The following is a 20,774-nucleotide window of genomic DNA, read 5'->3' as shown; positions in this document are numbered from 1 at the left end:
ACGCTCATCGCGTGAGGACTGGACGCAGCCGGAACCCATCACCGCCAGTGATGATCCGAGCAGCAAGCCCGGGACTTCAGTCCCGGGTAGTCGACGTCACTTCACTCGGCTTTCACTCGCTGTCGGGGACCTTGATGGTTTTGCCGTTCTTGTCGATCGTGTGGGTGCTCCAGTAGGTGTCCCACTTGTCGCCGACATGCTGGGGGACTTTCCCTTCCGGATAGCGGACGTACCCCTTCGGCGGCTCCTCGCTGTTGGACACGCAGGAGCTGCCGGTGCTGCCCACGGCCATGACCGGGTACTCGCCACCGCCGCAGCTCGCGTCCTGGATGGAGCAGCCGGTCAGCATCCCGACGGTCACGCCGGCGAGTGCGAGACCCATGGCGATGCGCACTGGTCCACTGCTGATCGCGGACAACGGGGGGTGAACTCGGCTTGTGATGCGCACAGTTGGCTCCCTCTGGATGGCTTGTGCGGCCAGCCTGCGCGAGGCAAGAGAATCGATCATGAGTACGCGTACTCAGGTGTGGCGTGCCGGCCTACCTGGTTCCGCGTAGGCATCACGGCGGCCGGCCCCGCATGGGTCCAGCCAGATGCGTGGCGGCTGCACGGCACGGGTGCGAACGCGGCCGCCCCGAGCACCAAGGCAGATCTACCCCTGCGACGTGCGCTACCGCAGGCCCGACGCCACCGCCGCGACCATCACCGTTTACGCCAACGGCACCTCGGTCCGCCGGCTGTCGCTGCCCGTCACCCGTTGCGGCCGACAGGACACGTTTTCGACATATCCGACAAACAGCCGTGTACGTCTACCGGGGCGACGAACTCGGCCTGCCGGAGGTGTAACACCTGCCCGACGCCCTGATCCAGGACCCCACGTTCGTCCGCTCGGGCGGCGCCGACCATAGCCGGGACGGCTGCCGCATCCCGCTGGCGTGGACCACCGGCGAGCCGTCACTCGGCTTCTCGCCCGCGGGTGCCACCGGCCCCTGGCTGCCACAACCGCCGACTGGACCCTGCTCAGCGTGAACGCCCAGTTTGCCGACCCGGAGTCGGTCCTCAACCTCTACCGCATGGCCCTGGCCCTGCGCCGTGGCGCGACTGGCCGACCTCCCCGAGACCCTGACCTGGGCGGAGACAGGCGAAGCCACCGTGAGTTTCGACCGGGCCGGCGGCTTCCGCTTCCTGGCCAACCCCGCGGCGACGCCGGTGCCCCTTTCCCACGGCATCGAGGTGAGCAGCGGTCCGCTGGACACGCACGCCGACGGGCGGCGCGCGGTACTGAGTGACACATGCGTGTGGCTGCAACGGTAAAGCCGCACGCGCACATCGTGATGACGGCAACGGGGGAGGGGTGGATCGCCATTACTCCCGCATACTCGACGATCCCTTCAGGGGAGTCCGACCAGCCTGATCCCGAAGCACTTGTCGGTGCGTCAGATGTGGTGGGGTGCGGCACGGCGCACCCCACCGTGAACCCGGGAATCGAACACAACCCTCACCCGCCGTGCCCTGGTCATGTGCCGGGCGCTCCATGGCGCATATGGCTCAGAAGACCAACTGGCCGATACCCAGCAGGTTCCCCTCGCTGTCACGGAACCAGGCACCGCGTTCGCCCCGTGCGCCCTTGCTGGGGTAATTCCCCTCGATCTCGGCGATCCCGTCCCGTGTCCGGAACCGAGGCGCGTCGACCTCCTCGAACACCACGCCACGCCTCTTGAGTTCCGACACGACTGATTCGATGTCGTCGACCTCCAACGCCATCTGAGTGAAAGTTCCTGGCGAGGCTCCCGCCGATCGAAACACTACGAAGTCCGCGCCTTCGCACCGATACAGCAGCCCACCGGGCCGCTCATCGACGGGCTCCAGACCGAGTTGCTCGGAGTAGAAACGCCGGGCCCGCTCCAGGTCCTGGGCGGGAAGTCTGGTTGCCACGCGTGCCCGGGCCAGAATGTTCCTGTTGTCTGCGTTCATGTCTCCACTGTGCCGTGAGGAGTGGCTGGACGGGCGGAGGCACCAAGCGCGAGCGAGTGGCAGTGGCCTGACCGAAGCGTGCGGACCGTGGAACGGCCGAGCAATAGTCGTGACCTGTTGTGATGCTTGCAGCGTATGACTCGATGCGAAACAGGCCTTGGACACACGACACACGTCTCGGGACGCTCTTGGCGTGTGCGGCACGGACCCGCCACCTTTTGACGCCGGATCGACTCGAATCCAACCTGAGGAATTTTTACTGTGCGTGTTTTTGTCACGGGCGCGACGGGATATATCGGATCCGCAGTCGCCCGCGAGCTGCTTGACGCAGGGCATCAGGTCCTCGGCCTGGCCCGCTCGGACGCGGCCTTGTCGGCGGTCGGCGTAAGGCGCACCGCGGCGATCTGACCGCTGGCCCGCCGTGCACCGGCTCGACGCGGCGCGCCTGTTCGGGCTGGCCGTGGAAGCCGCCCCGGCCGGCTCGCGCCTGCACGCGACCGACGAGGAGGGCGTGCCGTTCCGGGCCGGTGATGTGCACCGCCCACCCTGGGATGAATGGGTTGATGAATGTCACACGCCTGAAAAGCTCGCAATTCCGACATATGCGCATCTCTTGCGCTCTGGTGTCTCCTCTGTCCCTGTAGCGTCGCCGTCACTCGGGAATCGGGACGCTCGTCGCATCGCCCGCCGGTGAACGCGTCGAAGGCTTCTTCCTCGCGTCCGGTTCAGGGCTTGCCGTACCAGTCCTCTCGGGGCGCCTCGCTCCGGAGGCGCGTCGGCGACCGAAGTCCGCCGAGGGTGAAAGGGCGTCGGCCCGCAGTCCTTTGCGAGCGGGCTGCCGAAGTGACCGCGAACACAGAGCAGGACGGAATCTCCATGCCGGGAATGCATGCACTGCGCCGCGCGCAGCGGGGACTGGCCGCGGCCCTGGCTGCAGGGACAGCGCTCGCAGCACTCGCTACCGCCACCCCTGCCCAGGCGAGCACCGCCGGCGCCACCGTCGGCGGCTCACAGGTGAAGTGCACCTCGCAGCGGCCTGGGCTCGCGGGCCGGTTGTCGCAGGACATCGCTGGTGCCCTCCGCGGGCGCGAAGGCGCCTCGGCGCTCGCCCTGTACGACCGCACCACGGCGACCTCGTGCACCTACCGGGCCGAAGCCGCCTTCGACTCGGCGAGCGTGGTCAAGGTCACGGTATTGGGGGCACTGCTGCGTCAGACCATGGAGCAACACCGCAGCCTGACCCCTCGCGAGGTGGAACTGACCACCGCCATGATCACCAAGTCGGACAACGACTCGACCAATGCCCTGTGGCACCAGGTCGGCCCCGTCGGCATCCGGCATTTCCTGACCGTGGCCGGCATGCGGGACACCGTCCCCGGGCCCAAGGGCTACTGGGGGCACACCCAGATCACGGCCGGCGACCAGTTGAAGCTGCTCCGACTGCTCACCTCGGACAACTCGGTCCTCGACCGGGATGCCCGCGCCTACGCCCTCCGTCTGATGAACCGAGTCGTTCCCGAGCAGCGTTGGGGAGCACCGGCCGGGGCACCCGCGACCGCGACCGTTCAGGTCAAAAACGGCTGGCTGCCGCGTGTGACCAACGGCTGGCGGGTGCACAGCGTCGGTGTGTTCACCGGCGGTGGTCACGACTACGGAATGGTCGTGCTCTCGCAAGGCAGCCGAACGATGGGCGACGGCGTTGCCACCGTCGAGGGCGCTGCCCGCGCCATCAACCGCGACCTGAACCCGCCGACCGCTTCCTAGACGTCCGTCTACACCGCCGGCGCCGCGGACGAGTTCAGACCGTCTTCACCCGCACTCTCAAGAATCAGAGAGTCGGACTTATAACTACATTCCTTCATGGGGATCGTTCGGTCGCTGCACCTCAGGGCGATGACCGCCTCGTGAGATCACCTTTGAGTTGCTCGGAGTTCTGCCGGGGGAAGTCGGGCCTCCGGTTCGACTTCCGGCGGTGGCACCCACGCGTTGGGGCGGCGACGGGGGCGGGCATCGTCCGCGTCGAAGATCTGCACCAACCCAGTGGACGGCACGATTCACCCTGGCACCTAGCCAAGGTCCGTGACGTCGTCGAGTCTGCACGATGTGCCGCGGCCACCGGAGGGTCCGAGCCTGCTGACCCGACACCTTCTTCAGGCGGGTACGGGCCAGGGCGGCGAGCTCGGGTTCCAGACGACACCGGTTGGCGTCCGAGGAATGCCACGAGCCGGTCCACGGCTGATGCCTGCGCCGTACGCCGTCAACGCGCCTCAGACGCGTGACACGACAACGGCTTCAGCGCGGGTTTGGCGACCGACTCGTCCAGTGCCTGCTCGGTGAGGATCGGCATCTAGTGCCAGTTGCTGATCTTGACGTCGTGCGGCGCGGGCTCGCCCTTGCCGGTTTCGACCAGCTTCTTGAGGCTCATCAGGAAGGTCGCCCACTTGGTGCTGCAGTGGTACATGAACTCCACCGGCTCCTTCCAGCCTTCGTGCCGGAACAATACGATCGTGAAGCCGTCCTCCTGCTTGAGGTCGAAGCGAATCTGCGTGCCGATCCACTCCTCGGGACCGTCGACGACCTCCCAGAGCACGCGCTCGGCGGGCTGAGCCTCCAGGACCTTCATGTCGAACCCGCCGGGCTCGAAGCGGAACCGGATTACTCCCCCTACATTGCTGTCGCCGTCCGTGTCCTGCGTCCACCAGCTCGCCAGCCCATCGACCGTGGTCAAGGCTGCGTAGACGTCGTCGGGAGACGACGTGACTCCGATCCGGTGCAGGATGTCCACCATCTCGATACCTCTTTCTCGGGTAGGCGCCCGCATTCGGGCACGGTTCATCAGCGCTGCCACGGATGTGGCGACGTTCGTTCGTGAGGCGTCAGCCCTCCTGGCTCCGCTGGATCGCTTCGGCGATCCGCTTGATGCGATGCAGTCGGGCATCCCAGGTGGCCCCGACCGACGACAGCTGCGCGACTGCGCGGGCGAGCTGGGCCTCGTCCACCTCGTAGAGGCGCTCGCGTCCGGACGGGGTGACGTGGACCAGCCCGACCCGGTCGAGTACGCCGAGGTGTTTGGCGACCGCCTGCCGCGTGACCGGCAGCTCCTCACTCAGTGTGGTCGCCGTCCCGTCGCCGTCGGTCAACAGCAGATCGAGTATCCGCCGCCGGATAGGGTCCCCCACCGCCGACCAGAGCTCGTCGTCGATGGTGATGGTCATGGCGTCGACACCAGCCGAGCGACGTACGTGACGAGGCGGGGCAGGAAGTAGTCCCAGCCGGTGACGTGGTCGCGGTACTGCTCCTCGAGCACGGCCGCCTCCCAGCCCTTCTCCCGGAACCCCGACTCGGTGAAGCGCAGCAGTGTGCCCGCACCCGACGGAACCAGCTCGAAGGTCACCAGGAGTGAGTTGGCCGACGTCGCGGCCTCACCCTCGTCGTACACCCACCGGAAGGAGAACCGTCGGGGCGGGTCGGCCTCCACCACCGTGAGTTGTACGACCTTCGCCTCCGGCGTAGACGTGTCGCCAAACGAGATGACCCCGGTGGCGCCGGGCACCGGCTGCAGCTCTGCCTCGTCCGGCCACCACTCCCGCAGGTGTTCGGGGGTGCTGATGACCTCGTAGACCACCTCGGGCGTGGCTTCGACGTGGATCTCCCGCTCGATGCTGCCGTACTCCATCCCGCCCCTCCTTCCTCTCGCAACCTTTGGTTGCACATGACTGTAGGACCTTCCTTCGGAATGCGCAACCTTTAGTTGCTCTAGGGATTCACCTAGGCGGACGAGGGTGGCGTTGGTCCAGGTGAAACCTGCTCCGATGTTGATGGCGAGGATGTGCCGGCCGGAGCGGAGCCGACGGTGGCGGAGTAGATGGTCCAGAGCGAGGAGTTGGTCGCAAGGTCCAATGTGGCCGGTTCGGCGAACCAGGGTCCAGGTGGTGCGGTCGATGTCGAGGCCGAGTGGTCCGGTGACGGTGGCCTCGAGGAGAAGGCGGCTGAGCCCCGGGACGATGATGCGCTGGATGTCCGGCGGTGCGAATCCGGCCTCGTCGAGAAGCTGTTCGAGGAAGTCGTCGAGGATGAGGACGTCGGGGCGGACGAGCTCGCGGATCCGTTCCTCTCAGGCGCGGTCCGCGTGCCCGCCGGCGAGATCCGCGAGGATCCGGCTGGTCTTGGCGAACCGGACACCCGGCACCAGCGGCGCAGCCGGCGTCGAGCCAGGCAGCCAGGCTCCCGTCCGGCTTCGCCGCGAAGAACGGCACCGACCAGGACCAACCGAATGCTTCGGGCACTACCGACATCTTCGGCTGGCACCTGGACGACCCGGAGCAGGCAGCGTGGATCGTCGCGGCTGCCGAGCGCACCCTCACCGCCCTGCCTTCCGAGGGCCACGAGGCAACCATGGCCCGGTCGCTGGCCACCATCGCGCTGGAGTCGCGCGGCACCCCGCCCCTGCGCGGTCCGCAGGCCGCCCGCCAGGCCGAGGGGATCGCCCGTCGGCTCAACGATCCGGCACTGCTGGCGTTCGCTCTCAACGCCGCCTTCATGCACTGCTTCCACCGGGCCGGGCCGGCGGAGCTCCGTGACGAGTTCGGCGCGGAACTGGTCGTGGTCTGCGCCCCACACGGCCTGTCCACGTTCGAGATCCTCGGCCATCTCATTCGTCTGCAGGCCCGCAGCGCTCTGGGCGACTTCACCGGAGCCGACCGCCACGCGACGGCCGGTACCACCAGACCCTGTCCACCGCCGACGTCGGGATCGCGGGTGATGTCGATGACGTGCATGCCCTCCACGCCGAACAACTCATCGGTCCGAGCGCACCACAACGCGCCAGGTCGTGGTCACTCGCGGACCCCGACAGCGGGAAATCCTGTGCCGCCGCCCATGGCATCTGATTCCGGTCGCTCCGCCTCCATCGAGTCGAGCCGCGCCGCGGCCACGAGGCGGGAGTCTGCTCCTGTTCGCAGACTCCGGCCTCGGGTGGCTGCAGTCATGGCACACCGGATCGAGAGACATCAGGGCTGTGGGTGACTCTGCCGCGACCCACCTCGGTGAGCTGTAGCTTCAGGGGGAACCCTGGATGGCTTGCTCGGACCAGATCGTCTTGCCGTTCTGGCCATGGCGGCAGCCCCATCGTCCGCCGAGTTGAGCGACGAGGAACAGGCCGCGTCCTCCCTCGTCGGTCATGCGGGCACGCCGCAGGCGGGGTTGGGTGCTGTTGGAGTCGGTGACCTCGCACACCAGGACGTTGTGGCGAAGCAGACGGAGGTCCATCGGCGGACGACCGTAGCGGATGGCGTTGGTCACCAGTTCGCTGACGATGAGTTCGGTGGTGAAGAGGAGGTCGTCCAGGCCCCACAGCGTGAGTTGGCGGGTTGTCCATTCTCGGGCCTTGGAGACGGCGGCCGGATCGGCCGGGATCTCCCAGTGAGCGGTGTCGGCCGCTGGGACGGCGCGGGTGCGGGCCAGCAGCAGGGCCGCGTCGTCGCGCGGCACTTGGTCTGCCAGGTCGGCGAGGAGAGCCCGGCCGGTTTCGTCCAGGGCACGATCCGGACGGCAGGACGCGGCGAGGGCATCCGTCAGGTGCCGCAGGCCCTGGCCGAGATCGCGGTCGCCTCGTTCGACCAGGCCGTCGGTGTAGAGAGCGAGGACGCTGCCCGGCTCAACGTCGATGATGGTGGTCTCGTAGGGCATGCCGCTGAGGGCGAGTGGCGGCCCTGGGGAGATCTCGACGGCTTCGGCGGTCCCGTCGGGCCGGACCAGGACGGGTGGCGGGTGCCCGGCACTGGCCATGGCGCAGCGCCTGGTGACCGGGTCGTAGACCGCGTACAGGCATGTGCCGCCGACGATGTCGTGGTCGCCGGGTGGGGCTTCGGCCGCGAGGCGCTGGATCAGGTCCGCGATCCGGGTGAGCAACTCGTCCGGTTCGAGTTCCAGGTCCGCGAGTGTCTGGATGGCGGCGCGTAGGCGGCCCATGGTGGCGCTTGCGGGTATGCCGTGGCCGACCACGTCTCCGGCGACAAGGGCCACCCGGAGAGAGGGCAGAGCAATGGCGTCGTACCAGTCGCCGCTGCTGCCCGCTCCGCCGCCTGCCGGCAGGTAGACGCCGGCGGTCTCGGCTGCCGGAGTGTCGGTCGTGGCCGGGGGAAGGAGTCGCTGCTGCAGCGCTACGGCCGCCCTGTGCTCGCGCGTGTAACGGCGGGCGTTGTCGATGGCGAGCGCACCCCGTGAGGCGATCTGCTTCATGAGATCCGCCTCGTCCTCGGTGAAGGTGTCGGATCGGCCGCAGCGCCAGGCCGATATGGCGCCGAGCGTGTGCCCGCGGGCATGCAACGGTGCCACCATCACCGAATGGGCGTCCTTCGGGACGAGATACTCGACCAGCCGCGGGTCTCTGACCATGGCGATGAAGTCGTCAAGGCCGAAGACCACTGGCTCGCCGTGTCGGAAACTGCGCAGCAGGGGGTGGTCGGTAAAGGGCGGGATGGGCTGGCCGCGCTCGATGCCGGCCGGCCACACCGCGGTGGCCGGCGCAAGGGCCGCGTTGCCCATGTTTCCACCGTTCAGCTGCTTCGAGGGTTCTTCCCCGTCGAGAACGGAGTGCGCAAGGTCGACCGCGGCGAGATCCCCGAACGCAGGTGCGAGAACGTCCGCAAGGTCCTGTGCGGTGCGCACGACATCCAGGGATTTTCCTACTCGCTCGGCCACCTCGCGGGCCAGATCCAGATGACGGCGGGCGCGCATCTGGTCGGCGTTGTCGAAGTACAGGGCTGCGACCCCCGTAGGGCGTCCTCGCGCGTCCTCCAGACGGAAGGCGGACAGCGACAGCGCGCGCTGCCGCGCCGAACCGTTCCGGCAGCTCACGTGCTGGTCTCTGCGGATCACTGGGGCACCCGTCTCGATTACCTGGCGCAGTAGTGCCTCGAGGTTCTCGGCGTCCTTGGCGTCCAGCACGTCGCTCAGCCGAGCGCCGGGCTGTACCGGACGGCCGTCGAAAGTGTCCGGCGCGGCGTTCGTCTGCACAGTGGTGAGATCCGTGTCGTACACAGCGATGGTGATCCGGTGCTGTGCGGACAGTGCACGCAGCAGCGCCGCGCCCTGCTCGTGGCCGGCGACGTGGTGGGTTGGGGCCGCCAGGACGAGGACTTCCGCCGAGCCGGAGCCCCCCACCTTGGTGGTCCGGAAGGTGACATCGACTGTGTCGCCGCACTGGTGCCACAGCCGTACCCGGCCGGACGCCGGTATCTCCGCGTCGCGCAGGTCGTCCGGGAGGCCGGCCACCAGTTCCTGCACGGGGCGGCCACAGACCTCCTCGGCGCGGAACCCCGTCAGCTCCTCTGCTGCTCCGGTCCACCGCACCACCGCACCTCGATTGTCGAGCACGGCGGCTGCCGGACCGTCGCAGGCGTGCGACCTGCCGCTGGGACCGGAACCGGAGACGCCCGATCCTTGGGAGGCGCCTGCCGAGTAGGCGTTCTTGACATTCTCTATGTCCATCCGTGGCTTCCTTCTGTGGCTTCCTTTGCGAGAGCCTGCGGCTCGAGAGATCGGCACGCTGTGGCGGCCGTCGGCCGCCCGGTCGGAAGCGCGTCACGCCGCAAGGGCTTTGGAGGGCAGGTCTTGTTCGGCCCAGACGACCTTGCCGTCCGTTGCGGAGCGGGAGCCCCACCTGTGGGACAACTGAGCGATGAGGGAAAGACCGCGGCCGTTCTCGTCGATGGTGTGGGGATGACGGGGGCGTGGGTGGCTGGGGTTGCTGTCGGAGACTTCGCACGTCAAGACCTGGTGCTGGATGAGCCGTAGGTGGATCGGCCCGCCGCTGTAGCGGATGGCGTTGGTGACCAGTTCACTGACGATCAGCTGCTCGGTGGCCACCAGATGATCAAGCCCCCATTCGCTGAGCTGGCGGGCGGCTGCCTGCCGGGCGATGCGGACGGCGGCCGGGTCGTTCGGCAGTTCCCAGGAGGCGACCTGGGCCGGTTCGAGTCCGCGAGTCCGCGCAAGGAGCAAGGTGACATCGTCGGCCGGGGCCTGAGTCGGCAAGGTCTCGATCACCTGAGAGCACAGGTCTTCCAGGGACGAACCGGACTCTGCCAGGGCGGCGCCCAGGCGATCCAGGCCCACGTCGATGTCGTCGTCGCGGGACTCGACCAGACCGTCGGTGTAGAGCGCGAGCAGAGTTCCCTCGGGCAGTTCCAGTTCCAGGGACTCGAAGGGGACCAGACCGAGGCCGAGGCCGAGCGGGGCCCCGGCGGGCATGTCGGGGAAAGTGGCACGGCCCTGCGGGGCGATGATCGCGGGCGGGGGATGCCCGGCCCGCGCCATCGTGCACCGCCGGGTGACCGGGTCGTAGACGGCATACAGACAGGTGGCGCCCACCGCCGCGGGGAGCTGGTCCGGAGCGTCGGCATCTTCCTCGCTCAGCCGCCTGACCGTGTCATCGAGGCGCGCCAGCAGTTCGTGGGGAGGCAGTTCCATGTTCGCGAGCGTGCGGACGGCGGTGCGCATTCGGCCCATCGTCGCCGCGGCGTTGATACCGTGTCCGACCACATCTCCGACGACGAGGGCCACCCGGGCGCCGGACAGCTTGATCACGTCGAACCAGTCGCCCCCCACGCCGTGGTCCATGTCAGCCGGCACATAGCGCGAGGCCACATCGAGGGCGGCGCCGCCTCCCACATGGTGGGGGAGCAGGTCGCGTTGGAGCGTCAGGGCCGCGGTGCGTTGGCGAGCGTACTGGAGAGCGTTGTCCAGGCTGAGCGCGGCCCGGGTGACGAGCTCCTCGGCGAGGAGGAGGTCGTCCTCGTGGAACGGCGTCGGCTCCTCGGAGCGGCCGAACACGGCCAGTCCCAGCACACAGCGCCGCGCACGGATGGGTACGACCATCAAAGAGTGGACGCCGCTGTCACGGAGCTTCTGCGTCCGCACTGGGTCGTGACTGACCCAGGGGCCTGAATAGGTGTCCAGCACCGATTCCAGGTAAGACCTGCCCGTGCGCAGGGCGGTGGCGAACAGCGAGGTCGGGAAGGGGCGGATCACATCTTGGCGCACCCACGGCAACTTGAGGACACCCGGGTCGATGGAGGCCACACCGGCACGGCGCAGCACAGGTGGGCGGTCGTTCGCCTTGCCGGTCGCCGCCGAGGGATCCACGCCGAACGGAACCGACTCCATCAGGTCGACGACTGCGTGGTCGGCCAGCAGGGGCACGGCAAGGTCGGCCAGTTCCTGCCCGGTCCGCATGACCTCGAGGGTGCTGCCGATGCGCGTACTGGCTTCGCTGAGGATGGCAAGGCGCTCGCGTGCCCGCCGGTTGCCCGTGACGTCCACGTTCATGGAGCACACTGCCAGTGCCGTGCCGTCCGCGTCCAAGAGGCAGAAGAACGAGGCCGAGAACGCGTGCTCCCGGCGCCGGTCCGTCGACGACCACGCCCGGTACTCGTGGACCATGGTGGTGCCACTTTCCAGTACCTGCCGCATCACCACCTCGAGCGCTTCGGCCTCGACGGCGGGCAGTGAGTCCCGCAGGCGACGTCCGAACCATCGCTCACGAGGAGTGCCGTGGTGGCGCTCCATGACGTCGTTGACCCAGGTACAGCGCAGCTGCGGGTCATAGACGGCGATGCCGATCGGTGTGTGGGCCAGGAGCGACTCCCGCACAGCTCCGTCGGACGCCCCCGAGGACAGGGTGCCTATGTCGGTCACGGACACCAGCCACCGGGTGCCGGCGTCCTGCCCCCACAGCAGCGAGATCCGCAGCGTCATTTTGATGGCGTGGCCGTCGCGGTGGCGGACCGCCACGGTGCCGGACCAGCCATCCTGGGCACGGCACTGCTCGGCGAACGCCGGAGCACTCGGGGCGTCCTCGGCGGGCGGCAGCACGTGTGCGGCGGACCGGCCCACCACTTCCCCGGCCGAGTACCCGACAAGCTGCTCGGCGGCGTGCGTCCACCCCACCACGGTCCCCTCCGCATCGAGCATCGCTATTGCCGCATCGGGTGTCTCTCGGGGGCTCACAGGCTCGGCGAGTGGCATGTGGTCGGTCTTCGTCATCCGGTTCTTCCCATCGGTACGGGTGTGAGACAGCGTCGGCATGTGCGGCGTCGGCCCGATCTGTGGCCGTGGTGGAAGCCGGCACGACGTCTGCCAACCTTGGACGACTTTGTCCACTTCTGATGAAATAGTCAGATACGACCGCTTCATCGTCAAGTCCCCCGAAACTGATTAAATGCCCAGATATGACCGTGCGCTGTCACGTCACGCCATCGCGGAGTCGGGACTGGTGGGCCAGGGTGGACAGTTGGGGCGGGCAGTGTAATGATGAATTCATCAGAATTGCTGCTCTTATTTATGGAGCACGCCGATGCCAGTCACACGCAGGAACCGATTCGAACGCCGTCGCGCCGAGACCCGCCAGGCACTCGTCCGCGCCGCGCGGCAGATCCTGGCCGACTCCGGCGGCGCCAGCGCCAGCATCCATGCCATCGCGGAGCGCGCGGACGTGGGCCTCGGCTCCTTCTACAACCACTTCACGGGCAAACCGGACCTGTTCGACGCGGCCGTGGCCGATGCACTGGAGGAGTACGCCCAAGCCGTCGACGAACGCCTGCACGGCGTCGACGATCCCGCCGAGCGCCTCGCCGGGGGCGTGCGGCTCAGCGCGCGCATGGCCGAGTCATACCCGGAGATCATGCAGATCCTGTGCCACAGCCAGCTCGGTCGGATATGCGCCGGCGACGGACTGGCTCCGCGGGCGAAGCGCGACGTGGAGGAGGGCATGGCCGCAGGCCGGTTCACCGTGGTCGACCCGGTGATCGCCCTGACCGTGCTGAACGGCAGCCTGCTGGCGCTCCTGGAGCTGTGGTGCAACCAGCCCGGGGCCGACGGCGACCAGGCCGCAGGCACGATGGCCGAGATGATCCTGCACATGCTCGGCCTCTCCCCGGACGAGGCCCGTGACCTCGCCCGGCGGCCCCTTCCCGCCGCAGCGTGAAGAGGATCCTGTCACGCACCGGCCGACTGGCGCCGACTGCGCACCGGCTCCCGCGGCCTGCGTAAATGGACCGGGGTGGCTGGCCTCTCTCGCCTGCTGTCGCCGCCCCTCAGCCTCAGAGTTGGATGGGCAGGTGGCGGGGGCCGCGCAGCATGGCGTTCTGCCGGTAGGAGGGCGGGTCCTGGACCAGGTGTGCCGTGCCGAGGTGGGGGATCAGCGCGCCGAGCGCGGCCTCGGCTTCGATGCGGGCGAGTGGCGCGCCGAAGCACAGGTGGATACCGCTGCCGAAGCCGACGTGCTGGTTGTCCGGGCGGGTGGGGTCGAACCGGTCGGGTTCGCTGAACCGCATGGGGTCGCGGCTGCCCGAGGCCAGCGCCAGGATGACGGACGTGCCGCCGGGGATCGTGGTGCCGGCGACGTCGATGTCGACGAGGGGAACCCGCTCGCGCATGTGGACCGGGGGCTCGTAGCGCAGCAGTTCCTCCACCGCTCGCGGCAGCAGGCCGGGGTCTTCGCGCAGACGGTCCAGCTGGTCGGGCCGGCGCAACAGGGTGAGGACGCCGTTGGCGATCAGATTGACCGTGGTCTCGTGTCCGGCGATGAACAGCAGGATGGTGTTCACCGCCAGGTCCTCCTCGCTGAGCCGTACGGCCGGGTCCGGTTCGTTGACGAGGTCGGAGAGCATGTCGCCGGTGGGCCGACCGCGGCGCTGTTCGGCGAGTTGGACCAGGTACTGACCCATCTCCTGCTGCGCCTGGCCGGCCGCCTGGTCCCGTTCGGCGGTGTCACCTTCGGGCCCGATGTCGGCGGACGCGACGAGGGTGTCGGTCCAGTCCTGGAAGAGCTGCTCGTCCTTGTCCGGGATGCCGAGCAGGCGGCAGATCACGGTCACGGGCAGTGGGTAGGCGAAGTCGTCGACGACGTCGATCTGCCTGCCCTCCTGGAACACTTCCGCCAGTTCCTTGGTCAGCTGGACGATCTCCCCGCGCATGGAGTCGACCCGGCCCGGACTGTGCGGCGGGCCGAACGGCCGCATGGCCGAGTTGCGCAGCCGGTGGTGCTCGGGGTCGTCGAGCCGCAGGAACGACGGTTGTCGTGTCACCTCGTACGGAGCGGGAGCGGGAGCGGTGCGCGAGCGCGGATCGGCACTCATCCGGGGGTCGTGCAGCAGCGCGACGATCTCGTGGTAGGTGCCGATCAGGTAGCTGCCGTCCGCCTGCCGCACCGCGGGCCCCGCCTCGCGGAGTTCCGCGTACAGCGGGTAGGGGTCGGGGCGACTGGCGTAGTCGGTGATCCGTGCCAGCAAGGTCTCGGAGGCCATCGTGGCTCCTCGTGGTGGGTCGGTACCTGGGTCAGTGGGTGGGCTGCACCACCGTCAGTCGGCGGTCGGGCAGGTGACCGGTGAGCGCCACGGTGGGGCCATGGGACAGCCCACTCGGGTCCGGCACGTCGGACGGAATCGTGATGTCGGCCGCGATCGCACGGTCCGCCGCGCCAGGCGGGGGCGGGAACGGAGCAGCCGTCTCGATCAGGTGCTTGTAGTAGTCGAGCGACTTGGCCATGTCGACGGTGACCGCGGCGGTGACCCGCCCCTTGTAGCCGTAGACCATTGCCAGGCGGCGCGCCTCCAGAGAGCCTTGGGCGATGACCACATGGTCGGAGTAGGTGGGCACGCCCACCGACTTGATGTTGAGCCCGAACTGGGTCGACCAGAACGACGGGACGGCCAGGTGCGGGCGCTGCAGGGGCCCCGGATTGACCATGTTGTGGGCCGCCACCTCGGCCTGCTCGACCGCGTTTCCCCAGTGCTCCAGGGAGAGCATCTGGTACCCGAACAGCGGGTGCGGGAACCGGGAGACGTCGCCGGCCACGAAGACGTCGTCGGTGACGATTCCGTACATGTTGAAGGCCCGGCATCCTGCGTCGCAGGCGATCCCGCGCGGGCCCGCCGCCAGCCCGGACTCCGCCAGCCATTCGACGTTGCGGACCGCGCCCAGCGCCACGACGCACACGTCCGCGTCGACGCGGCTGCCGTCGGACAGCTCCGCACCGGTGAAGCTGCCGTTCCCGCGCAGGGCGGTGACCGTCACCCCGGTGCGCAGGTCCACGCCGTGGTTGCGCTGCATGACGGCCGCGAGCTTCGACAGGGTGCCACCGAGCGCGCCCACCAGGGGTGCGGGGCCGCGTTCGGCGACCGTGACCTCCAGTCCTCGTTCCCGGCAGGCCGAGGCGATCTCCGAGCCCGTGAAACCGGCGCCGATCACCAGCACCCGCGCCGGCCCGGAGGCCAGCCGCTGGGCCAGTCCCCCGGCGTCCTCGCGGGTGCGCAGGGTGAACACCCCGTCCAGGGCGGATTCCTCCGGGTTCGGCCAGGGCCGCGCGCGGGTCCCGGTGGCGATCAGCAGCCGGTCGTACGGCAGTGACTCGCCGTCCTCCAGCAGCACCTGTTTCGCGAGCAGATCCACGCCGGTGGCGCGCACGCCCAGCCGCCAATCGGCGTTCGGGTCCCGGCGCATCGGCAGCCCGGTGGTGTCCGCCGTCGCCTGGCCGAGCAGCACCTGCTTGGACAGCGGCGGCCGGTCGTAGGGCGGGTGGGGCTCGTCCCCGACCACGGTCAGTGAGCCGGTGAAGCCCTCCTCGCGCAGCGCCTCCGCGGCCCTGAGCCCGGCCAGCGACGCGCCGACGATGACGATACGGCCGTCCTTGAGGTCACCGGGCACCGGCGCTCACCTCCTCACCGAGGAGGATCGCCTGCACCGGGCACGCCGCCGCGGCCTGGCGCACGCGCTCGACCTGGTCGTCGGGGACGGCCGTGGCGTACAGCAACCCCTCCTCCCCGTGCAGCTGGAACACCTCCGGCGCGAGAAACACGCATTGCGCATAGCCCTGGCAGCGCGTGAGATCCACAACGGTCTGCATCCCCACCACTCCCTCCGTTGTCTCACCCCCTCGTTTCCAGCATGGGGCCGGACCTGGGCGCCCGCATGCCACGGCTCCGGAGACGGAAATCCCGGGCAGCTCGTCCGCCCAGGGCGACGGCTCAGCCCAGGGCGTGGCCGAGTCCGAAGGCCGCGCCGAAGAGGGAAAGCTGGGTGAACGCCGCGGAATTGCTGCACAGTTGCTCACCGGTGTGGCTGATCTTCTCGGTGTAGAGCCCGAGATGGTCGATGCAGGTGAGTATCTTCTCGAAGGCCAGTCGGACTTCGTCCAGGCGGCCGACGCGGTCTCGGCGAGGACGTCGAGCTGTTTATGCCGCTGCCGGCCGTGCGGGGCCATTTTCGCCGCCTCGACAGTTCCATACGTCGTATGGTAATCCTGGGGGAGTGCTTCCATACGTCGTATGGAACAGTCTGCTCGGACCACGCCAGGCGCCGCACATCGCCTGCATGCAGCCGATGGTGCAGATCGCACAATCGGGAAGGAAAGATCATGAAGAAGCTCACGAGGCGCGTTGCCGTCACCGCTTTCTCCGTGGCGGTCGCGGGTGTCGCCGTTCTCGGCACCGGGGACACCGCTTCGGCCGCGACTTCTGCATCCGCGCACGTCCAGCGCCCGGCCTTGAGCGTCAACGCCGGCTACTACCGCTGGGACCACGGTGTCGGCTACCTGCTCGAACTGGGCTACTCCTGGGACGAGATCCATGGCTGGCACCACGACGGCCGGGATGAGATCAGCGGTCGCTGAACGCCGCCCAGGCAGGAGTGAAAGTCGATGGAGTCTTTGAAGACCGTCATGCAGGGGGTGGCCGTAGAGCTTGTCATCTCGCGCACCTACTCGCTGTCCATGTGTATGAGCCTGCGCTACGAGCCCACTGATCCCTATGTCGTCCGTGCCACCTTTTTCACCGACACCGACGAGCTGGCTGAATGGGTCCTGGGGCGTGATCTTCTGGCCGATGGCCTGAGGGGTTCCGCGGGCTGTGGGGACATCCGGGTGTGGCCGGCCGTCGGCCGTGGTGACCATGCGATGTACATCGTCCTCGGGGCTCCCGCGGGCACCGCCTTGCTCGAGGTTCCCGTGCAGGACGTCAGGACCTTCCTGGAGGACACGGAGGCGCTGGTGCCACGGGGTACCGAGTCCGGACACATCGACTGGGAGCTCGAACTGGCGAATCTGTTCGCGAAAGGCTGAGAGAAGCCTCCCAACCGCCGTGCCGCTGGGGACCTTTGACCTGGCGGCAGAAGAGAAGGAAAGAGTGTTCATGTCCCAGTACCAGCTTCGTGTCTACACACTGCGCAGCCCTGAGGCGCTCGTCGCCTACGAGAACATCTGGGCCAAGCACATTCCCGGTATGGCCAAGCACAGGATCGCCACGCACGGTGTCTGGACGGTGCCTGCGGCCCCCGGGAGTGAGGCGCCTCAGCTGTACGCCCTCGTTTCCTACCGGGACGCCGACGACGTTCAGGAGCGGCTGGAGGCGTACCTGTCCAGCCCCGAATTCCGTGCGGACATGGAGGGCTTCGACATCAGCCAGATCGTCGGCGTCGCCGAGTCCGTCCTGACGCCCACCGCCGACTCACCCTTGCAGTGACAGGTATCGAGCCGCTCGAAGTCTGCAGGGGCTTGTCGTTCGTGTCAGAACGCCGTGCAACTCCTCCAAGGCGCTCGCCGGAAGGCAGCGGGCATGGGTGAGATCGGCGAGGTCGGGGGAGTTGCGGAAGACCCGGTTGAGTGCGTGTCAGTAAGCGAGCGAACCAGCGGCAAGGGTGAGCGCGAGGTGGCTCAGGGCGGGCTGTCGCCCGCAGAGCGCGCACGTGGATCCGCCGACGGTGTACACCATCAAGTCGGCCACGGATCGGTCGCCCGGCCCAGCCGCAGCACACCGCGCATCTGCAGCGGCCGCATGGAGAGGGCCTTCCCGGGTGTGATGGGTGCCTCCTCATGCGCCGCAGCCTGAACCCGCCCGACCCCGGGCCGCAGGCGACCTCCAGGGACAGGAATCACGGCCCGTCCTGCCCGTTCGGGTGCCGTACGTAGGTCCGCAGGAGTGACCGCCACCACGGCGGCGAGTCCCCCTTGCTGGCCTACGGCTTGATAACATACACCGTATGGAAAGAGCGAAGCGTACCCCTAGAGGTACTCGGAAGAGGGATGTGCCTCTGACCGAGGCAGGGATCTGCACCTCCGCCCTGCGGCTCATCGACGCGGACGGGGTCGAGGCGCTCACGATGCGCAAGCTCGCCGCCGCGCTGGACGCGAACCCGATGTCGCTGTACCACCACGTGCCGAACAAGGAAGCATTGCTGCGTGGCGTGGCGAGAATGGTCGGCGCCCGGTTCCGCACCGTGACACTGGAGGACGCTCCCTGGCAGGAGCGCATGCGCCTACTTGCCACGGATTTCCGGACGTTGGCACACCGCCATCCCAACCTCATGGCCTACTCGTTCAGCCAGCCGGACTTCATCCAGCCCGAAGATCCCTTCTGGGTCGCGCTCACCGCCGTACTGGACGCCGCAGGGGTGCCGCAGGCGGAGATCCCGCAGCTCGCCGCGCTCGTTTGCGCCGTCGTCATCGGCGTGATGATCGCCGAGCTCAACGGCGCGCTCCACCGGTGGTCGAACCTCCAGCCCACAACACCCGCCTCCGGCGAGGACGGGCCGACGAACGAGGGCTTCGGCGAGGACCGGATGTTCCGCCTGGTGCTGGACACGATCATCAGCGGCTTGGAAAGCCGGCTCACAGTCGATCACGCCGGTGGGCGGGACGGTCAGCCCCCGCAGAACTCCTTGCGCGCCTCCGGACGCATCCCCCGTCAACTCCGCCCACCGGCCGCACGCTGCGAAGGAGAGCCCCCGGGGAATCCCATCTCGGACATGGCGGCCCGTTTCGAACCGAAAGAGCAGTGAGGATCAAAAGCCCGGAAATGTCGTTTTCTTCCCGTATGGGGGCGGAACGGGAGGCTCGCACGGCGACTCATCGAGGAACGCCGTCGGTCGGTCGTCAGCCCAGGGCGCGGTCGAGGTTGAAGGCCGCGCTGATGAGGGCGAGGTGGGTGAATGCCTGGGGGAAGTTGCCCAGTTGCTCACCTGTGTGGCTGATCTCCTCGGCGTACAGGCCGACATGGTTGGCGTAGGTGAGCATCTTCTCGAAGGCCAGGCGGGCTTCGTCCAGTCGTCCGGCGCGGGTGAGGGCCTCGACGTACCAGAAGGAGCAGATGGAGAACGTGCCTTCGTCGCCTTCGAGGCCGTCGGGGCTGGCCTCTGGGTCGTAGGGCCAGACGAGGGAGTCGGAGACGAGTTCCTTGCCGAGGGCATCGAGGGTGGACAGCCAGACGGGATCGGTGTGGGAGACGAACTTGGTCAGCGGCATCATCAGCACCGCGGCGTCCAGTACGTCGCCCTCCTCGTGCTGGACGAAGGCCTGCCGGGTGGGCGACCAGCCCTTGTCCATGATCTGCCAGTAGATCCGGTCCCGGACCGGACCCCAGCGGCCGAGTTCGGCGGGCAGGCTGCGGCGCAGGGCCATGCGGATGGCGCGTTCGATGGCCACCCAGCACATCAGCCGGGAGTAGAGGAACTTCTTCCGCCCGCCGCGGGTCTCCCACGCGCCCTCGTCCGGCTGGTCCCAGTGCTCGCAGACCCAGTCCACCAGGGCGCACACCGCGCGCCAGTGGCCACTGGACAGGGGCCGGCACCACTTGTCGTACAGGTACACGGAGTCGATCAGCGCGCCGTAGATGTCGAGTTGCAGCTGGGTGGCCGCGCCGTTGCCGACCCGCACGGGCGCCGAGCCCCGGTAGCCCTCCAGGTGGGGCAGCTCGTGTTCGGGGAGCTCGGCCCGTCCGTCGATGCCGTACATGATCTGCAGCGGGCCGGACGGTCCGTCGTCGCGCCGGTCGATGTGCTGGGTGAGGAAGCCAATGAACGCCTCGGCCTCCTCGGCGAAGCCGAGTCTGAGCAGCGCATAGACGGCGAACGCGGAGTCGCGTATCCACGTGTAGCGGTAGTCCCAGTTGCGGCCGCCGCCGAGCTGCTCGGGCAGGCTCGTGGTCGGGGCCGCCACGATCGCACCGGTGGGTGCGTAGGTGAGCAGCTTCAGGGTGAGGGCGGAGCGGTGCACCATCTCCCGCCAGCGGCCGCGGTAGCGGGACTGCTGCAGCCAGCGCCGCCAGAAGGCGACCGTGGCGGTGAACTCCCGCTCGGCCTCGGCGTGCGGGCAGCCGCGCGGCGGAGTCTCGTCGGTGACCCGGTCGAGCGCGAAGACCGCCGTGTCGCCCTGGGACAGCGTGAACTCGGTCCGTACGTCCTTCCCGTCGGACTCGAGCGGCACCGTCGCGGTCAGCGTCAGCGACAGCGCCTCGGAAGCGAACAGAGCGGCGCCCTCCAGTATCCGCAGGGTGTGCGGTTGGGTGCCGTAGCCGAAGCGGGGAGCCACCCGGGCTCGGAACGGGATCGTCCCGCGGACGCACACCACCCGCCGGATCAGCCGGTGGCGGTCGGACTCGTCGGCGTGTGTCACGGGCATGAACTCCTGGATCTCCCCGAGCCCGTCCTCGGTGAAGAACCGGGTGATCAGTACGTTGGTGTCGGGGAAGTAGAACTGCTTCGTGCCGGCAGGCACGGCCGCGGACAGTTCGAACGCCCCGCCCAGGTCCGCGTCCAGGATGGCGGCGAACACGCTCGGGGAGTCGAAGGACGGGCAGCAGTACCAGTCGATGGTCCCGTCGGTACCCACCAGGGCCGCTGTGCGTAGATCCCCGATCAGGCCGTGCTCGGCGATCGGCAGGTACCGGGCTGACGTGTGCTGTGTCGGCGCGCTCCGGACATCGCAGCGGCCTCTCTATGCTCCTGCCTCCACTATGGCCCTTCGCTGT

18 protein-coding genes and 4 pseudogenes are annotated in these 20,774 nt (G+C 68.5%); 10 read left to right on the top strand and 12 right to left on the bottom strand.

The annotated features are described in order from the left end of the window. Positions 1-112 precede the first annotated feature (112 nt). The gene (locus ACZ4WS_RS44740) at positions 113-382 is read right to left on the bottom strand and encodes an SCO0607 family lipoprotein (protein WP_467989514.1); all 270 of its coding nucleotides are present in this window, start codon (positions 380-382) and stop codon (positions 113-115) included. A gap of 710 nt (positions 383-1,092) precedes the next feature. Between ACZ4WS_RS44740 and ACZ4WS_RS44735 the strand changes: the two genes are divergently transcribed. Further along, positions 1,093-1,314: a hypothetical protein gene (locus tag ACZ4WS_RS44735; RefSeq protein ID WP_467989506.1), complete on the top strand. Its 222-nt coding sequence runs from the start codon at positions 1,093-1,095 to the stop codon at positions 1,312-1,314. A 234-nt stretch (positions 1,315-1,548) separates the two neighbouring features. On the opposite strand, the gene ACZ4WS_RS44730 is transcribed toward ACZ4WS_RS44735, so the two are convergent. After that, positions 1,549-1,974, bottom strand: a complete 426-nt coding sequence (locus ACZ4WS_RS44730; RefSeq protein ID WP_467989505.1) for a VOC family protein — start codon at positions 1,972-1,974, stop codon at positions 1,549-1,551. A 261-nt stretch (positions 1,975-2,235) separates the two neighbouring features. Here ACZ4WS_RS44730 and ACZ4WS_RS44725 point away from each other — a divergent pair. The 3 genes and pseudogenes from ACZ4WS_RS44725 to ACZ4WS_RS44715 all read left to right on the top strand — a co-directional run. Further along, positions 2,236-2,358, top strand: a pseudogene (locus ACZ4WS_RS44725) (NAD-dependent epimerase/dehydratase family protein); the annotation flags it as partial. A gap of 19 nt (positions 2,359-2,377) precedes the next feature. Continuing rightward, positions 2,378-2,497: pseudogene (locus ACZ4WS_RS44720) on the top strand (3-beta hydroxysteroid dehydrogenase); the annotation flags it as partial. A gap of 362 nt (positions 2,498-2,859) precedes the next feature. After that, positions 2,860-3,738, top strand: coding sequence for a serine hydrolase (locus ACZ4WS_RS44715; protein ID WP_467989512.1), 879 nt, complete (start codon positions 2,860-2,862; stop codon positions 3,736-3,738). 583 nt (positions 3,739-4,321) lie between these two features. Here the strand turns inward: ACZ4WS_RS44715 and ACZ4WS_RS44710 are convergent. The 4 genes and pseudogenes from ACZ4WS_RS44710 to ACZ4WS_RS44695 form a co-directional block, all read right to left on the bottom strand. Further along, the gene (locus ACZ4WS_RS44710; RefSeq protein ID WP_467989503.1) at positions 4,322-4,762 is read right to left on the bottom strand and encodes an SRPBCC family protein; all 441 of its coding nucleotides are present in this window, start codon (positions 4,760-4,762) and stop codon (positions 4,322-4,324) included. Positions 4,763-4,850: 88 nt separating this feature from the next. Then, positions 4,851-5,189, bottom strand: coding sequence for an ArsR/SmtB family transcription factor (locus ACZ4WS_RS44705; protein ID WP_467989502.1), 339 nt, complete (start codon positions 5,187-5,189; stop codon positions 4,851-4,853). Next, the gene (locus ACZ4WS_RS44700; RefSeq protein WP_467989500.1) at positions 5,186-5,650 is read right to left on the bottom strand and encodes an SRPBCC family protein; all 465 of its coding nucleotides are present in this window, start codon (positions 5,648-5,650) and stop codon (positions 5,186-5,188) included. The genes ACZ4WS_RS44705 and ACZ4WS_RS44700 overlap by 4 nt, the downstream gene beginning before the upstream one ends. A gap of 117 nt (positions 5,651-5,767) precedes the next feature. Beyond that, positions 5,768-6,049: pseudogene (locus tag ACZ4WS_RS44695) on the bottom strand (3-oxoacyl-[acyl-carrier-protein] synthase III C-terminal domain-containing protein); the annotation flags it as partial. Between the two features lie 233 nt (positions 6,050-6,282). On the opposite strand from ACZ4WS_RS44695, the pseudogene ACZ4WS_RS44690 reads away from it, so the two are divergent. Then, positions 6,283-6,690: pseudogene (locus ACZ4WS_RS44690) on the top strand (SARP family transcriptional regulator); the annotation flags it as partial. Between the two features lie 342 nt (positions 6,691-7,032). Here the strand turns inward: ACZ4WS_RS44690 and ACZ4WS_RS44685 are convergent. Both ACZ4WS_RS44685 and ACZ4WS_RS44680 read right to left on the bottom strand, forming a co-directional pair. Next, positions 7,033-9,465: a SpoIIE family protein phosphatase gene (locus tag ACZ4WS_RS44685; RefSeq protein ID WP_467989498.1), complete on the bottom strand. Its 2,433-nt coding sequence runs from the start codon at positions 9,463-9,465 to the stop codon at positions 7,033-7,035. Between the two features lie 93 nt (positions 9,466-9,558). Next, complete coding sequence (locus ACZ4WS_RS44680) at positions 9,559-12,021, bottom strand: SpoIIE family protein phosphatase (RefSeq protein ID WP_467989496.1); 2,463 nt, start codon at positions 12,019-12,021, stop codon at positions 9,559-9,561. Between the two features lie 310 nt (positions 12,022-12,331). Between ACZ4WS_RS44680 and ACZ4WS_RS44675 the strand changes: the two genes are divergently transcribed. Next, entirely contained in the window at positions 12,332-12,961 is a 630-nt protein-coding gene (locus ACZ4WS_RS44675; protein ID WP_467989494.1) for a TetR/AcrR family transcriptional regulator, read from the top strand. Between the two features lie 115 nt (positions 12,962-13,076). Here the strand turns inward: ACZ4WS_RS44675 and ACZ4WS_RS44670 are convergent, their stop codons facing one another. Genes ACZ4WS_RS44670 through ACZ4WS_RS44660 form a run of 3 tightly spaced genes read right to left on the bottom strand, consistent with a single transcriptional unit; the run spans position 13,077 to position 15,880 of the window. Beyond that, positions 13,077-14,282: a cytochrome P450 gene (locus tag ACZ4WS_RS44670; RefSeq protein ID WP_467989493.1), complete on the bottom strand. Its 1,206-nt coding sequence runs from the start codon at positions 14,280-14,282 to the stop codon at positions 13,077-13,079. Between the two features lie 31 nt (positions 14,283-14,313). After that, positions 14,314-15,681: an NAD(P)/FAD-dependent oxidoreductase gene (locus tag ACZ4WS_RS44665; RefSeq protein WP_467989491.1), complete on the bottom strand. Its 1,368-nt coding sequence runs from the start codon at positions 15,679-15,681 to the stop codon at positions 14,314-14,316. Then, positions 15,671-15,880: a ferredoxin gene (locus ACZ4WS_RS44660; RefSeq protein WP_010982020.1), complete on the bottom strand. Its 210-nt coding sequence runs from the start codon at positions 15,878-15,880 to the stop codon at positions 15,671-15,673. The genes ACZ4WS_RS44665 and ACZ4WS_RS44660 overlap by 11 nt, the downstream gene beginning before the upstream one ends. Before the next feature lie 510 nt (positions 15,881-16,390). On the opposite strand from ACZ4WS_RS44660, the gene ACZ4WS_RS44655 reads away from it, so the two are divergent. From ACZ4WS_RS44655 to ACZ4WS_RS44640, 4 genes are all read left to right on the top strand, one after another. Continuing rightward, a complete protein-coding gene (locus tag ACZ4WS_RS44655; protein ID WP_467989490.1) occupies positions 16,391-16,645 on the top strand; it encodes a hypothetical protein in 255 nt (84 codons plus the stop codon). A gap of 27 nt (positions 16,646-16,672) precedes the next feature. After that, positions 16,673-17,092 carry an SsgA family sporulation/cell division regulator gene (locus ACZ4WS_RS44650; RefSeq protein WP_467989489.1) on the top strand — a complete coding sequence of 140 codons (420 nt, stop codon included), beginning with the start codon at positions 16,673-16,675 and terminating at the stop codon, positions 17,090-17,092. A gap of 70 nt (positions 17,093-17,162) precedes the next feature. Continuing rightward, entirely contained in the window at positions 17,163-17,492 is a 330-nt protein-coding gene (locus ACZ4WS_RS44645; RefSeq protein WP_467989487.1) for an NIPSNAP family protein, read from the top strand. 562 nt (positions 17,493-18,054) lie between these two features. Then, a complete protein-coding gene (locus tag ACZ4WS_RS44640) occupies positions 18,055-18,807 on the top strand; it encodes a TetR/AcrR family transcriptional regulator (RefSeq protein ID WP_467989485.1) in 753 nt (250 codons plus the stop codon). Between the two features lie 94 nt (positions 18,808-18,901). Here ACZ4WS_RS44640 and ACZ4WS_RS44635 read toward each other — a convergent pair whose 3' ends face one another. Next, positions 18,902-20,686, bottom strand: coding sequence for a glycoside hydrolase family 15 protein (locus ACZ4WS_RS44635; protein ID WP_467989510.1), 1,785 nt, complete (start codon positions 20,684-20,686; stop codon positions 18,902-18,904). Between the last annotated feature and the right edge of the window lie 88 nt (positions 20,687-20,774).

This window comes from Streptomyces sp. NPDC029292 (assembly GCF_055569295.1).
This window is presented reverse-complemented; position numbering and strand designations above follow the sequence as displayed.